The following is a 14,678-nucleotide window of genomic DNA, read 5'->3' as shown; positions in this document are numbered from 1 at the left end:
TCGCCGCGGGCGCCGAGGACGCCGACCGCATCGACGCCGAGCTCGCGGCCGATGACACCGCCGGCGGCGCTCAGCGTGCCGCTAGCGCCCGGGCCGCCCGTCCGACCATCGAGGCCAAGGAGGAGGCCGAGCAGCTGCTCCTGTCTACCGGGCCCGCGGCGCCGTCCAACGCGATCGTCCGCGCCACGCTGCTGGGCATCGACCTACCCGGCCATGAGCACCTGTTGACCGGGATCGCGGAGCGCTACCTGGACAGCGTCACCGAGCTCTGGACGGCACGGCCCGGCGACCTGTCCCAGACCGTCGCCGACGGCCTGTTCCCGGCGTGGGCGGTGGACGCCGAGACCGTGTCCCGCTTCGAATCGGTGATCGCCGACGAGTCTCGTCCGTCCGCGTTCCGCCGGATCCTCGCCGAGCAGAACGCGGACATGGTCCGTGCACTCGCCGCCCGCGCCTGCGACGCCGCAGTAGCGGACTGACAAAGACATGCACTTACTGCGCGGATAAGCACAATCACACCTGATTCCTCGTGTCAGAATCGTCTGACACGAGGTGAAGCCTCCGAGCGCGCCTCCCCACCGAGAGGCTCGACATGCCCCTCACCCGATTCGATGACAGGGGTCGACGTCGGCCCCGCCACCACTACACCGCCCTCACCGCTGCCGGAGCGGTCATACTTCTCATGGCGACCGGTTGTTCTTCACCCGGGAAATCAGATCCCCAGGCCCTGACCCCGGAACCGATCCTGGTCTCTGAACTCCTCGATTCCCCGTCCGCACTGGCGATGCGACCCGGGACCTTGGAGCTCTGGATCGCCAACTCCGGTGACGACTCGCTGACCATCATCGACCTCGACGACCCGGATTCGGCCCAGCGCCTCCAGGACGGGTACGGAGAGCACTTCACCGCCCGCCCCTCAGGCATCGCGTTCAACGAGGACGGGACGTTCTTCGCCATCTCCAACGACTCCAACAACGAGGTCCGGGACATGGAGTTCGTCCTCAACCCCGAGCGTGAGTCCCACTTCCGCAACAACAACTTCATGGGCCCGACCCTGTTCTCCCCGGAGACGTTCGCACTCGCCGGACAGAACAAGGCCTACCTCGATGACTGGCCGCAGCCGGGCATCAGCCACGATCCGCCGGACGACATCCCGGAGCACCAGTGCCCTGCCGAGTACTGGGCGCAGGGCATCAGCCAGTGTGCATGGCCCCGCCAAGGCAGCCACCTCGACATGCTGCACGGTAATCCGCTCAGCACAGGGATCGTCCACGATGCGGTCAACGCCTACTACGTTCTCGACGGCTGCGGGGTCGGCGACTCCCGAGGATCATGTGACGGGCCCGGACACGTGGCCCGTATAGATTTCAACCGCGACCACCAGGAGGGCAACGGCTTCCACGGCGACGGCGTCACGCAGCGCTACATCGACCTTCCCTACAAGCGCGTCGACGGCGTACCCAGCGGGATGATGCGGCACGACGGATGGGTGTACTACTCCGATACCGGGGCCGGGACGGTCCGCCGATTCCAACCCGACACCGGCCGTTTCGAGGTCATGGTCTCCAACTGGAACGACTCCCCCGCCAGCCACGGCGAGCACGGACCCGGCGTGGTCGACTGGAGCCACCTCGAGGACGGCCCCGGTGACGGAGACGACCCGGAGACGGTCAGCGCCTGGGTGGCCGAACACGGCAACCAGGAGGCGATCGACGCCGCCGGTGACAGTTGGATCATGCCGAGAAAGACCCTGGCGGAGTACTCCTACGTCTGGGAGGCGACGGCCGAAAAGGTGGCCCCCGGATCGGTGGACCGCCCCTCGGGACTGGTCGCAGGGGAGAGTTCCTGGTTCGTCGCCGACAACGACTCGGGCCGGATCCTGGAGTTCGACTGGGACGGTTCACCCGGCCGCGTGATCGAGACCGGCCTAGACGGGTTGACCGGACTCGCCCTCTCCGAGGACGGCAGCGAACTGTTCTTCACCGACACCGACTCGAACGGGGTCGACCGGGTCCGCCTCGGGTGATCGTGCGCGCCGCCGGTGCCGAACGGCACCGGCGGCTGCCCAGGCAACAACGCAGACCAGGGCGACGACGGTTTCAGGCGGCGTCGAGGTAGAGGTAGTCCTCCCAGTGCGGGCCGATCTCCCGAAGCTGCGAGACCAGACGCCAGGTCCGGCCGCGCGGCGCGACCAGCGGCACGCGCAGGTCCCAACCGAGTTCCGACAGGAGCTTGTCTGCCTTGCGGTGGTTGCACGGCGCGCACGAGGCCACGCAGTTCTCCCAGCCGTGCGCCCCGCCCCGACTGCGCGGGATCACGTGATCGATGGTCGTGGCGCGCGCATTGCAGTACCCGCAGCGATGTGAGTCCCGGTGCATGAGCGCGGCCCGCGTCATGGGGATCTGGGAGTGGTACGGGATCCGGACGTATTCACGGAGCCGGATCACCGAGGGCACCCGCACCGACGTCTCGACGGAGCGAACCACGACTTCCGTCGGGTGATCGTGGACCACGTCGGCCTTGCCGCCGATCAGCATCACCACAGCGCGCCGCGCGGGCAGCGCGGTGAGCGCCTCGTAGCTGGCGTTGAGCAGGAGCACCCTGGGGGCCGCGGACAGGGTGACGGGGCGGGCGTGTGCGGAAGGTTCGGAGTGGCCACGCTGCGAAGTACTGTACGTCGCACGTTCATCGCGAGCCGTAGTCCCACCGTCGGGGACATCGGGCACCGGTTCGAGACGGCCGGGGCTTCGTGACGCCCGTTGTCGATACTCCGAGTTCTCGCGCACTGCTGTGCCCATGTGTGATCTCCGCTCGTTTTCTCGGAGCCCAGTCCACCATCGGCGACCGGGCTCTCGATGAACCTCGCCTGCAACGATGATGCACCTTTGGTGAACTCTTCGTGCTCTATCGCAGACTAAATCTCACACTGCCCAGGAACTGTTCACCCGGTCGGCGGCTCGACCCCACAGAGCTCGATGTAGCGCTCACGCGACACCTCCTGCCAGCCGTACAGCCCACCACACACTCTCTCCGCTTCAAGCGCCCGCTGTTCCGGGCAGCGCGTATCGCGTCGTGTCGAGCCATCGCTGTAGACCGCGTTCGATGACAGCCCCGGAACACAGTGCACGAATGTGGGTTCACTCGGAGCTGCAGGCTGCGGAGCCGCGGTCTGAGGTGGCGCGGACTGAGAAGCCGCCGGTGACTGCGCCTGCGTAGGCGGGGTGGCCTGGGCAACCGACGACTGGCGGTACTCGTGCACGGTGTATGCGACATCCGTGAGATTGCCCTCGGCGTCGGATGAATGAAAGGCGAATGAGGGGGTGGCACAGTTCGTCCCCAGCATCCATCCGTTGTCGAGGACCTCCGACGCCACCGGCTCGTCGACCGCGTTGATCAGTTGTGCTTCCAACTGCACCGGGTCTGCGACCGACCGGAACGTCACGAAATACATCTGCGAACCGCATCCGTTCATCGTGGCCGGGAACCTTCCGTCGTCTTTGCCACGAATCGATTCGACCCCGCTTCCTTCGAATACGCGAACCTGACCGTCCCACGAATCGTTCAGAACATAGTCGCCCCACCGTTCGGGAGCCTCGGGAACCGGTGGTGCCATGACGACATCGATGCCCGCCCCCTCCAGTAGTGCGATCGATTCCTCGGTGTCCAAGCCGGCAGGCTCCGCTGAAGCGGACGTCTCCGTCGCCGACTCGCCCTCGGCCTGCCCGGACTGCTGGGTGTCGTTTCCGAACCCGACCAGATAGACGAACATCGCCACCAACGCCACGGCGATCACCGCCAGCAACGCGATGATGGCCGTGGCCTGACGTTTACTCATGGGATCGCCTCTCATCCGAACTATGTGCGGCCACGGGAGCTGGTGGGCGAGAACGTAACACCCCCGCTCGACCTCCATCACCTCTTCAGCCGCGAATCTGGACAATGGGAGACATGAGCACCAGTACGTTCTATGACGAGGTCGGCGGAGCAGAGACTTTCCGGAAACTGGTCCACGAGTTCTACCAAGGCGTGGCAAAAGATCCGGAGTTCCGCGCGATGTACCCAGAGGAGGACCTGGGCCCGGCCGAGGACCGCCTCCGGATGTTTCTCGAGCAGTACTGGGGTGGACCCACGACCTACTCCGAGCAGCGCGGGCACCCACGCCTACGGATGCGCCACCACCCCTATGTGATCGATCAGGCCGCACACGACACCTGGCTCAAGCACATGCTGGCCGCCGTGGACACGATTGACAGCGAGACGATGGACGACCATCACCGCGCTGAACTGGTGAACTACCTCCGGCGCGCGGCCGCGATGTTGATCAACTCCCCGGACGCGATGTGAAGGCCCCTTCTCACGCGGCACGGCCGTGGGAAGACATGGTCCTGTACCAGATCTACCCGCGGTCGTTCGCGGACTCGGACGGCGACGGCGTTGGTGACCTGCAGGGCATTATCGACCGCATCGGCCACCTCGAGTCTCTGGGAGTAGACGGTGTGTGGCTCTCACCGATCATGCGCTCGCCCGGAGTCGATCACGGCTACGACGTCTCCGATCCCCGTGACGTCGACCCGCTTTTCGGCGACGTCGACGCCCTGCGGCGGCTCGCGGACGCCCTCCATTCCAGGCGGATGGTCCTCATCATGGACCTGGTTCCCAACCACACCAGTTCCGAACACCCCTGGTTTGTCGAGGCCCTGGCCGCCGAACCGGGTAGCCCTCAGCGGGCCCGGTACTTCTTCCGCGACGGTCGCGGTCCGGAAGGCTCGGAGCCGCCCAACAACTGGCCCTCCGTGTTCGGCGGTCCCGCATGGGCCCGGGTGACCGAGCCGGATGGCACTCCCGGTCAGTGGTATCTCCACCTCTTCGCCCCGCAGCAGCCGGACCTCGACTGGTCGAACCCCGAGATCGCCGACGATCTCGAGCACACACTGCGATTCTGGCTGGACCGTGGAGTGGACGGCTTCCGGATCGACGTGGCGCACGGTCTGGCCAAGCCCGACCAGCTTGAAAACCTGCCCGACGACCTGGAGATCGCCCAGCTCGTCGTCGACCCCCGGGACGCCCGATGGGACCGCCCCGGGGTCCACGCAGTCCACCGTCGTATTCGGAAGGTCGTCGACGACTATCCCGGCGCCACCACCTTCGGCGAGGTGTGGATCGGCCCGGTCGACAGATTCGCCAAGTATCTTCGCCCCGACGAGTTGCACTTCGCCTTCCACTTCGCACTCACCGGCTCCCCGTTTGAGGCGGGCGCGATCCGCACGGCGATCGACGACACCCTCGAGGCCGCGCGGGCATCTGGTTCGGCTCCCACCTGGGCCCTGTCCAACCACGACGTCGTGCGCGAGGTGACCCGGTACGGCAACGGTGAGGTGGGCGTGGCGCGGGCCCGCGCGATGCTGCTGGCCACCCTGGCGCTGCCCGGGATCGCCTTTGTCTACAACGGCGCCGAACTCGGACTGCCGAGCGATTTCTCTATCCCACACGACCGACTCACCGACCCTACCTGGGAACGAACCGAACACGCCGAGTTGGGCCGAGACCACTGCCGCGTGCCCCTGCCCTGGTCCGGCTCCGAACCCCCCTACGGCTTCACCACCGGCGACGAGACCTGGCTGCCGATGCCCCGAACCTGGGCGGGCTCGACCGTCGACGCGCAGGACAGTGACCCCGATTCCACGCTCGCGCTGTACCGGAAAGCAATCCAGATCCGGCAATCATGGCCCACCCCGACCACACCCGACGTGCGCTGGACCAGCGAACTTGACGGGTGTCTGGAATTCCGCCGCGAGAATGGCCCGATCGTGTGCATGATCAACACGTCCCGCCATCCGGTGCCGCTCACCGACGGCGAGGTGGTCCTGTCCTCGGGACCGCTGGATGGGGACACAGTGCCACCGGACACCGCCGTGTGGCTCAAGCGCTGAGACGAAGAAGGGCTCGTGACGATGCGACTTTCGGGCAAGACGGCAATCGTGACCGGTGGGGTGGGTGGCATCGGCCGCGGCATCACCCGTGCCTACGTCAAGGAGGGTGCCTCCGTCCTGGCCGTGGATATCAATGACGAGGCGGGCGCCGCACTGGTCGACGAGCTCGGCGACAGCGTGCGATTCCTGAATGCCGACATCTCGGTCGAGGCGAACGCCGAGCGGATCGTGGCCGCGGCAGTCGATGCGTTCGGCGGCGTCGACGTCCTGGTCAACAACGCCCATGCCTCACGGCAGGCACCGCTGCTGGAGACCACCCAGGACGACCTGGACCTGTCGTTCAACACCGGGTTCTACCCCACCTTCTGGCTCATGAATGCCGCGCATTCCCAGCTGTCCGAGCGTGGCGGCACGGTGATCAACTTCGCCTCCGGTGCCGGGATCAATGGCCTTCCCACCCAGGGCGCGTACGCCGCGGCCAAGGAGGCCATCCGCGCGATCAGCCGCGTCGCGGCCAATGAGTGGGCACGCGACGGGATCAACGTCAACGTGATCTCGCCGCTCGCGCTCACCGAGGGCGTCGAGAGCTACATCGAGGCCACCCCGGGGATCGAGAAGAAACTGCTCGCCGGCACCCCGATGCGTCGGTTCGGCGACCCGGAGGCCGACATCGGCCGGGTCGCGGTGTTCCTGGCCTCGGACGACGCCTCCTACATGACTGGGCAGACCCTCATGGTCGACGGCGGCAGCACCATGCTCCGCTGATCAACAGCTCTGGGGTCAGGCTCCACTGAGGCCGAGCCGCGGAAGCAGGACGTCCCGGACCGTGTCCGGATTCCTTTCCACGACGACCCAGCGCCGACCGAGGTCACGCGCGGCAACCGCGGTGGTGCCGGACCCGGCGAACAGGTCCACCACCAGATCGTCCGGACCGGTGGCCAACTCGACGATGCGTCGCAGCAGGGCCTCCGGCTTGGGAGTGCGGAACCCGTCGACACCGGCCGCGCGCAACTCGGCGCGGGCGGTGTCGGTCGAGCCGACCTCTTGGGACAACCAGATGGACTTGAGTTTCTTGATCCGGCCGGCCTCGTGCCTGTCCCGTTGATAGATATCCACTCGGGGGCCCGTGCGGCCGCGGACGGTTCGGCAGACCAGTTCTTCGATGCGCTCGATGGCGCGGTCACGCGACCACCGCCACACCGCCGGCGTGAGATCGCCGAACACCGGCAGGATCTCCTGCATCCCCGGCGCAGGCTCCACGGAAACCGCGCCCGTCTCGGGATCACCGTGGAGCGGATACGTCATGGTGGGGGTGGTCTTCGGGTTGAACCGCTTGTTGGTATTGCGCAACGGCAGCAACCGGTAGGTGACCCCGTCGGCGTCCACGTGCGGGAAGTCCGCGGGATCGACCGCCGCCGCGATTCCTCCCTCGAGCACCACTTTCCCGGGATCCCGGGCGTACACCATCAACCGGTCGTGGGACCCGGCGAAGAAGCGGTCGAGCTGCCGCCCTTTCGGGTTGCTCTCCACGGTGAGGTCCGCGATGAACGCGTCGACGCCGAACACCTCATCAAGGAGGCATCGCACACGATGCGCCTCGGCGTCGTCGAGATGCACCCAGAGCGTTCCGGTGTCGGCGAGGAGGTCCCGAGCCACCACCAGTCGCGCCTCGATGTAGGTCAGCCAATCGTGCCGGGGCATGTTGTCGTGGTAGCCGTCGAAACTGCCGCCCCTGTTGTAGGGCGGATCGAGGTACACCAACTGCGCGGCACCGCTGGGGTCGAGACCAAGCGGCGCGAGCTCGGGCCGCGCCTCGGCGATGCGGGCGCCATCACCCACGAGGACAGCTCCCCGCGGTCCGGAGTCCGGGGTCGTAGCCGGGTCCACTGCACCGATCCGCGGTGCGGGGCCGTGCTCACCTGGTCGCGCGGGCGTGCCACGACCCGGCCAGCTGGTGACAAAGCCCTGAGTGGTCACCGCAACGGTTCTAGTGTGAGGGCGTCGGTGCGGCGATAGGCCGTGCCGTAGCGCGCGTCGATTCGAATCCAGGCGCCGCGCTCACTGACCCGCACGGGCTCACCGTCCGGGGCGCGGCCGGCGCGCTCGGGCACGAAGCCGCACATGACGAGCGAGAAGACGGTCCGCATGTCGATCCCCAGCGGGTCGCCGGTGTCGGCGCGCACGGTGAGCGCCTCCTGATCGAGCAGTGACGGTGGAAGCCCGGCAGGGCCGGCGTTCTCCTGCGCCACGGTGCGCCCGGACTCCGTCAGATCCAGCAGAACCTGCGCGGGCACATCCTCGACGAGCGCGAACCCGTCGAGGGGCGGCAGCAGTCCCTGCCACGCGGACAGCAGGGGCATACCCGGGTCGACCCGCCCCTCGGAGTCGCCCCGGGGAAGGAGGTCCAACTCGGTGAGCAGATGGTCGGCGCCGGACACGACGTCACCGCCCGGGCAGTCCCCTCGCAGCACGCGGACGACCAGGGCGCCGAATGGCGTGCGGGACCACACCCGCATGCGACCGTCACCGGCCTCGGTGAGCCGGACCACCGCCGCCTCGTCCAGGCGAAGGATCCGCCGGAGCAGTGTCCGTAGGTCATCGCGGTCCGCGGGGTCGGGGATGCGAATCATGCCGTCCTGAGAGCCCGGCACGGTCACGAGGCATCCCGGTGCCGGAACTCCAGCAGGTAGTCACGCTCGGCCGGGGTGAAGCGTCGCGGCCGCTGGGTCTGCAGGTCGAATGCAGCGATCCGCGCAGTGCATTCCACCGCCGGGGGCTCGGTGTCCGGGGTGTGGCGTCCGCGCACCTCGTGTCGCGCGACGAACAGGGCACCGCCGACCTTCTCGCACCACATCCGCACACGGATCGGGCCGTCGGCGTGCTTGACCTGGCCGCGGTACTTCACCTCGAGGTCGGTCATCACCGCACCCGCTGCGAGGGTGGCCGTGGGCAGCCCCTCCTCGAAGAGCCACGGGATGCGCGCCTCTTCGATGAGCGTGATCATCCGAGCGTGGTTGACGTGGTGATAGAGGTCCTGGTCGGACCAGCGCACCGGCATCGCGGCCGTGAAGACCCGCGCCCCCGGCTCGCCCGAGGCGCCGAGAACGCCGCCGGTCTCGAAGATCAACTGCTCGGTCACGTCGCGGCTCCCTGCTCGGTGATCGCGGCCCGCTGTTTGGCCGCCTCGAGGACGTTCCGCACCCCGGAGGGGATCTCAACGGACGTAGAGGTGGAGGTGTCGAAGGCGACCATGACCACTCGAAGGGTGCAGCAGACCTCGCCGGCGGAATCGTAGATGGTCTGCCGGATCTGATACGAGGTGGTGCCCACGTGCTCGACCTCGATCACCACGTCGACCGTGGTGGAATCCCGCAGCACGGGCCGCAGGTGGTCGATCTCGGTCCGACGCACCACCTGCGGGAGGTTGCCGAGCCCGAACGGGCTGAATCGGCTCCGGATGAACAGGATCCGGGCCTCCTGCGCGTACTCGATGTACTTGACGTTGTTGACGTGCCCCATCTGGTCGAAGTCCGCCCACCGCACCTGCAGGGTGCAGCGGAACGGTTCGGCCGCCGGGTCGTGCGCGCCTCCACTCATGCCTGTTCCTCCCCACCGCCGAGCAGCGCCGCCCGCTCCTCGGGGGTGATCTCCAGTGTCGTGACCTCGTCCGCTGCCGCCACCACCAGGACGGTGTCGACGACCGCGCAGGGCTCCTCGCCTACCGACTCCGTGCCGATCGAGGTGCGCATGGTGTAGGACGTCCGCCCCACCTTCAGCACCTGGACGTCGACCCACACGTCGGGCACGCCCATTCCGATGACGCGACGAAAATCGATCTCCATCCAGCGCGCCAGTGCGATCGGCACCCGGGAACCGGGGACGTCGAACTTCTCGCGGAACCACAGGAGCCGGGCCTCCTGGGAGAACTCCTGGTAGCGCACATTGTTGACGTGCGAACCAAGGTAGTCGGAGATCCGCAGGGGTAGTCGGACGCGGTGCACGGGTCCCGCCCCGTCGCTCTGGGCGACGGGGCCGGCTCCGCTGGAATCCGCTGTGGTGGGGGCTGACACCGTGTTCAGTCCCTGGTGAGCTTGCGGTGGGTGACGCGGCTCGGGCGGGCGGCCTCGGCGCCGAGGCGCTCGACCTTGTTCTTCTCGTAGCCCTCGAAGTTGCCCTCGAACCAATACCACTGACCCTCTTCGACGTTGCCCTCCCACGCGAGGATGTGGGTACAGGTGCGGTCGAGGAACCAGCGGTCGTGGGAGATCACGACGGCGCAGCCCGGGAAGTCCTCGAGTGCGTTCTCGAGGCTGCCGAGGGTCTCGGTGTCCAGGTCGTTTGTCGGCTCGTCCAGGAGGATCAGGTTGCCGCCGACCTTGAGGGTCAGGGCCAGGTTGAGGCGGTTGCGCTCACCACCGGACAGGACGCCGGACTTCTTCTGCTGATCCGGACCCTTGAACCCGAAGGCGCTGACGTAGGCACGCGAGGGCATCTCGTTCTGGCCGACCTCGATGAAGTCGTTGCCCTCAGAGACGACCTCCCACACCGACTTCTCGGGGTCGATGTTGGCGCGGTTCTGGTCGACGTAGCTGAGCTTGACCGTCTCGCCGATCTTCACGGTGCCGGCGTCCGGCTCCTCGAGTCCCACGATGGTCTTGAACAGCGTGGTCTTACCGACACCGTTGGGGCCGATCACGCCGACGATGCCGTTCCGCGGAAGGGTGAACGACAGGTCCTTGATGAGGACCCGGTCGTCGAAGCCCTTCTTCAGGTCGTTGACCTCCACCACGACATTGCCCAGGCGCGGCGGGGTGGGGATCTGGATCTCCTCGAAGTCCAGCTTCCGCATCTTCTCCGCCTCCGCGGCCATCTCCTCGTATTTGGCGAGACGGGCCTTGGACTTGGTCTGCCGGGCCTTGGCGCCGGAGCGGACCCACTCGAGCTCGGCCTTGAGGCGCTTCTGCAGCTTCTGGTCCTTCTTGCCCTGGACCTCCAGTCGCTCGGCCTTCTTCTCCAGGTAGGTGGAGTAGTTGCCCTCGTACGGGTGGAGCTTGCCGCGGTCGACCTCACAGATCCACTGCGCCACGTGATCGAGGAAGTAGCGGTCGTGCGTCACGGCCATGACGGCGCCCGGGTAGGTGGCCAGGTGCTGCTCCAGCCAGAGCACGGACTCGGCGTCCAGGTGGTTTGTGGGCTCGTCGAGCAGCAGCAGGTCGGGCTTGCTCAGCAGGAGCTTGCACAGCGCCACGCGGCGCATCTCGCCACCGGAGAGGTTGGTGACCGGCGCGTCTCCCGGCGGGCAGCGCAGGGCGTCCATGGCCTGCTCGATCTGGGAGTCGATCTCCCAGGCGTCGACGGCGTCCAGGTGCTCCTGGAGCTGTCCCATCTCCTCCATGAGCTCGTCGGTGTAGTTGGTCGCCATCTCCTCGGCGACCTCGTTGTACCGACGCAGCTTGACCATGGTCTCGCCGAGGCCGTCCTCGACGTTCTCCTTGACGGTCTTGCTCTGGTCCAGCTCGGGCTCCTGCATGAGGATGCCGACGGTGGCCTCCGGGTCGAGAAACGCCTCACCGTTGGACGGCTGGTCGAGACCGGCCATGATCTTGAGGATGGACGACTTACCGGCGCCGTTGGGCCCCACGACGCCGATCTTCGCACCGGGGTAGAAGGCCATCGTGACGTCGTCGAGGATCACCTTGTCCCCGTGCGCCTTGCGAACCTTCTTCATGGTGTAAATAAACTCGGCCACTTCTGCCCTCTCACCTGCGCATATAGTCCGTATCGCCGCGGATGGGCCGCGGGCACGACCCCCATGTTACGTGGCTGCCCGCGGCCCGGCGCGCACAGCGGTCAGGCCGTCGAGGCGCCCGCGAACTGCTCCAGCTCGGAGTCCTCGTCCTCGAGCTCCGGGTCCACGTCGTCGAGACCGCGCAGTCCCGGGGAATCGAGGCCCGCGGCCAGTGGGTGTCCGCCGGCCGGGACCGACCCGACCGCCATCGCCTCGGCATCGGGACCGTCGACCGCGCGGAGACCATCAGCGCCCCGGACCCCGCCGTCACCGGCATCGGGACCGTTCGACTCGTGCCTGACCTTCTTGGCGGTGACGTCCATCCGCGCCATGTCCGGCCCGATCGCACCGACCCGCATCTCGAGGTCACGCATGACGCGGCCCTCCTTCTCGTACTCATTGGTGAGAAGTCGGCCCTGCACGATCACCGCGTCGCCCTTGAACAGCCGCCCCGAGGTGCGCGGCACGAGCTTGCCCCAGCAGTTCGCCGAGAAGTAGAGCGTGCCGCCGGTCTTCCACTCCCCCGTCGTGCGGTCCTGGTAGCGGGTGTTGCTGGCGACGCGGAAGCTGAACACCTCGTCGTCGCCCACGCGCCGGGTGACGGGATCGGTGATGATGGTGCCGCGGACGGTCGTCTGGGTCTCGTACATGGGACTCTCCTGCCTCATCGGGACCGACCGGGCGTCGGTCTCCTGTCAGGAAGAGTGCACGATGTCGTCGTCGTCATATCTCTTTCCACCCGCCTGCGGTGACGTCCCTGTGGACAGGGACGGACGGTGTGAAAAGATTTTTTACGACGACGACGAGGTGGGCACGATCAGTGCCGGCGGTCCCCCTCGGCCATCTGCGCGAGCATCTCGTTATAGGCCTTGAGCTCGGCATCGTCGTCACGATCGGCCTGCCGCTCCGAGCGCCGCGCCTCCCGCATATCGCTCTGATACCACTGGAAGCCGAGTGCGATCATGACGATGAACAGAGGGATCTCCCCCATCGCCCACGCGACGCCGCCACCGACCCGCTGACTCTGCAGAAGATCAGGAATCCAGGGCAGCCCTATCCCCGAGTACCAGCTCTCCGCCAGGACCGTCGGGTAGTTCATGAGCAGGATGCCGAAGAACGCGTGGAACGGCAGCGAGGACAGCAGGACCATCATCATGTACATCGACGTGAACTGCCGCGGCGCCGCATCGACACCGATGATCACCCAGTAGAAGAGGTAGCCGGAGATCAGGAAGTGCACGTTCATGAACATGTGGCCCAGATGCTCGGAGGCCAGCGTCTCGTAGAACCCGCCGAAGTAGACAAGATAGAAGCCGGCAACGAACTGGATCGACGCCACGATCGGATGCGTGAGGAATCGCGAGATCGGGTTGTTGATGAACTCGACGATCCACTCGCGCGGTCCCGGCGGGTTGCCGCGGCCGGCGGCCGGCAGCGCGCGCAGTGCCAGGGTCAGCGGCCCGCCGAGGGCGAGGAAGATCGGCACAAGCATCGAGATGATCATGTGGCCGACCATGTGGCTGGCGAAGTCCGCCATCATGTACATCCCCATGCCCGACGAGGTGGTGACGAACAGCATCACGCAGCCGGCCACCCAGAACGCGGTGCGACCGGGCGGCCAGCTGTCGCCGCGGCGATGCAGGTGGATCAGGCCCCACACGTACAGGCCCAGCAGGACCACCGAGGCCAGCCCCAGGACAAGGTCGAAGCGCCACAGGCCGAAGACCGTCTCGAACGAGAACGGCCCCGGCAGCTCGAAGCCCAGCAGCGCCTCCTGCCTCGTCGGCACGTACAACGGCGCGGGCGGCGGGGTACGGCCGAGCGAGACCGACAGGCCGATCGTGCCCGCCATGACCACCGACTCGACCATGATGATCCGCAGCAGCGTGGCCCGGTCGACCGGCGCGTTGGCGTTGCGCGTCTCGATCTTGGCGATGACGCGGCGACGGATCGCGAGCCCGAAGATCCCCAGCAGGATCAGCAGCAGCGCCTTACCCACCACCAGCAGGCCGTAGGTCGAGGAGAACAGGTCGGCCGGATGCAGGCGGACGATCGCGTTGATCAGGCCGGAGAACGCCAGCGCGGCGATCGCGACGGTGGCGACCACCGAGTAGCGACGCAGCGCCAACGCCACCCGGGTGCCGCCGCGCATGGTGTGGATGATCACCGCGACGAGCCCGCCGACGTAGAACGCGGCCGCGAACAGGTGGATGATCAGCGAGTTGGTGGCCAGGTCGTGGGCCGTGCTGCCGGACGCGTGGCCCGTCGCGGCGACCGGCAGCAGTGACAGCACCGTCACCGCCAGCCAGACGATGGACCAGCGCCAGGTCAGGGTGAGCCGCTGGCCGATCGCCGCGACCAGCGCGATGATCGCGGCCCAGCGCCACGAGGACGCCACGTCGATCTGGTTGATAGCCACCAGCCACTGGTCCGGCGGCAGCGACTCGATCAGGGTCCGGCCCGACACGTCCGACAGGGTCAGCGGGATGAGCAGCGCCGCCGCTGCCGCCCACGCGAAGTTCGCCCAGGACGAGATCTGCTGCATGCGGTACCCGTCCACATCGAGCGTCTTGTCCTTCTGCGGCGGGGTGAAGAACGCGGCGAACAGCGCCGCCCCCACCGCCACCGAGGCCAGCAGCTCACCGATCGCGCGAACCGCCGGCAGCCCCGCGGTGGTCAGCGGCCCCGGGTCGGGCACGCCGATCAGCTCGAGCGCTTCTGCGGTGGACATGGTCGACAGCGGGATGACCACCGCCACCGCCACCGCGGCGAGCAGCAGCACCAGCAGGATGACCCCCCGAGCTCCGAGTCGCCCGAGCCAGGTGGGGGCGGCGCTCCCATTGCCGGCCTTCGCGGCGCCGGCCTTCGCGGTCGCGGGCTTGCCGGTGGCAGGTTTGCCGGGGCCAGATTTCCCCTTCGGGGACTTTCCAGGGGCGGCCTTCGACGACATCATGACCTCC

The 14,678-nt window shown here is 67.4% G+C and carries 15 protein-coding genes; 5 read left to right on the top strand and 10 right to left on the bottom strand.

Annotated elements, in window-relative coordinates; genetic code table 11:
• Positions 1-479: ERAP1-like C-terminal domain-containing protein (locus G6016_RS00425; protein ID WP_182630741.1), on the top strand; the 479-nt coding region annotated here is incomplete at its 5' end.
• A gap of 113 nt (positions 480-592) precedes the next feature.
• Positions 593-2,026, top strand: coding sequence for a hypothetical protein (locus G6016_RS00420; protein ID WP_182630740.1), 1,434 nt, complete (start codon positions 593-595; stop codon positions 2,024-2,026).
• A 73-nt stretch (positions 2,027-2,099) separates the two neighbouring features.
• Here the strand turns inward: G6016_RS00420 and G6016_RS00415 are convergent, their stop codons facing one another.
• Positions 2,100-2,798 (bottom strand): HNH endonuclease, encoded by a 699-nt coding sequence (locus G6016_RS00415; RefSeq protein WP_182630739.1) that lies wholly within the window; start codon positions 2,796-2,798, stop codon positions 2,100-2,102.
• A gap of 143 nt (positions 2,799-2,941) precedes the next feature.
• The gene (locus tag G6016_RS00410; RefSeq protein ID WP_182630738.1) at positions 2,942-3,835 is read right to left on the bottom strand and encodes a hypothetical protein; all 894 of its coding nucleotides are present in this window, start codon (positions 3,833-3,835) and stop codon (positions 2,942-2,944) included.
• A gap of 113 nt (positions 3,836-3,948) precedes the next feature.
• Between G6016_RS00410 and G6016_RS00405 the strand changes: the two genes are divergently transcribed.
• The 3 genes from G6016_RS00405 to G6016_RS00395 are packed head-to-tail and all read left to right on the top strand — an operon-like array spanning position 3,949 to position 6,695.
• Entirely contained in the window at positions 3,949-4,344 is a 396-nt protein-coding gene (locus G6016_RS00405; protein WP_182630737.1) for a globin, read from the top strand.
• Between the two features lie 35 nt (positions 4,345-4,379).
• Positions 4,380-5,930, top strand: a complete 1,551-nt coding sequence (locus G6016_RS00400; protein WP_182630736.1) for a glycoside hydrolase family 13 protein — start codon at positions 4,380-4,382, stop codon at positions 5,928-5,930.
• Between the two features lie 21 nt (positions 5,931-5,951).
• Positions 5,952-6,695: an SDR family NAD(P)-dependent oxidoreductase gene (locus G6016_RS00395; RefSeq protein ID WP_182630745.1), complete on the top strand. Its 744-nt coding sequence runs from the start codon at positions 5,952-5,954 to the stop codon at positions 6,693-6,695.
• A 15-nt stretch (positions 6,696-6,710) separates the two neighbouring features.
• Here the strand turns inward: G6016_RS00395 and G6016_RS00390 are convergent, their stop codons facing one another.
• From G6016_RS00390 to G6016_RS00355, 8 genes are all read right to left on the bottom strand, one after another.
• Positions 6,711-7,907 carry a DNA methyltransferase gene (locus G6016_RS00390; RefSeq protein WP_182630735.1) on the bottom strand — a complete coding sequence of 399 codons (1,197 nt, stop codon included), beginning with the start codon at positions 7,905-7,907 and terminating at the stop codon, positions 6,711-6,713.
• Positions 7,904-8,560 (bottom strand): DUF8185 domain-containing protein, encoded by a 657-nt coding sequence (locus G6016_RS00385; RefSeq protein WP_182630734.1) that lies wholly within the window; start codon positions 8,558-8,560, stop codon positions 7,904-7,906. The genes G6016_RS00390 and G6016_RS00385 overlap by 4 nt, the downstream gene beginning before the upstream one ends.
• A gap of 23 nt (positions 8,561-8,583) precedes the next feature.
• Complete coding sequence (locus tag G6016_RS00380; protein WP_182630733.1) at positions 8,584-9,069, bottom strand: thioesterase family protein; 486 nt, start codon at positions 9,067-9,069, stop codon at positions 8,584-8,586.
• Positions 9,066-9,527, bottom strand: a complete 462-nt coding sequence (locus G6016_RS00375) for an acyl-CoA thioesterase (protein WP_182630732.1) — start codon at positions 9,525-9,527, stop codon at positions 9,066-9,068. Before G6016_RS00375 ends, G6016_RS00380 begins: the two co-directional genes overlap by 4 nt.
• Positions 9,524-10,000, bottom strand: coding sequence for an acyl-CoA thioesterase (locus G6016_RS00370; RefSeq protein WP_338403457.1), 477 nt, complete (start codon positions 9,998-10,000; stop codon positions 9,524-9,526). Before G6016_RS00370 ends, G6016_RS00375 begins: the two co-directional genes overlap by 4 nt.
• A 5-nt stretch (positions 10,001-10,005) precedes the next feature.
• A complete protein-coding gene (gene ettA, locus G6016_RS00365) occupies positions 10,006-11,679 on the bottom strand; it encodes an energy-dependent translational throttle protein EttA (protein WP_182630731.1) in 1,674 nt (557 codons plus the stop codon).
• 101 nt (positions 11,680-11,780) lie between these two features.
• Positions 11,781-12,368: a single-stranded DNA-binding protein gene (locus G6016_RS00360; protein WP_182630730.1), complete on the bottom strand. Its 588-nt coding sequence runs from the start codon at positions 12,366-12,368 to the stop codon at positions 11,781-11,783.
• Between the two features lie 167 nt (positions 12,369-12,535).
• Entirely contained in the window at positions 12,536-14,671 is a 2,136-nt protein-coding gene (locus tag G6016_RS00355; protein WP_241729614.1) for a bifunctional copper resistance protein CopD/cytochrome c oxidase assembly protein, read from the bottom strand.
• Positions 14,672-14,678 lie beyond the last annotated feature (7 nt).

It is taken from the genome of Dietzia aerolata (assembly GCF_014144865.1).
GTDB classification, from domain to species: Bacteria; Actinomycetota; Actinomycetes; order Mycobacteriales; family Mycobacteriaceae; genus Dietzia; species Dietzia aerolata.
Note: the sequence above shows the minus strand (reverse complement) of the source record. Positions and strands in the feature narration are given on the sequence as shown.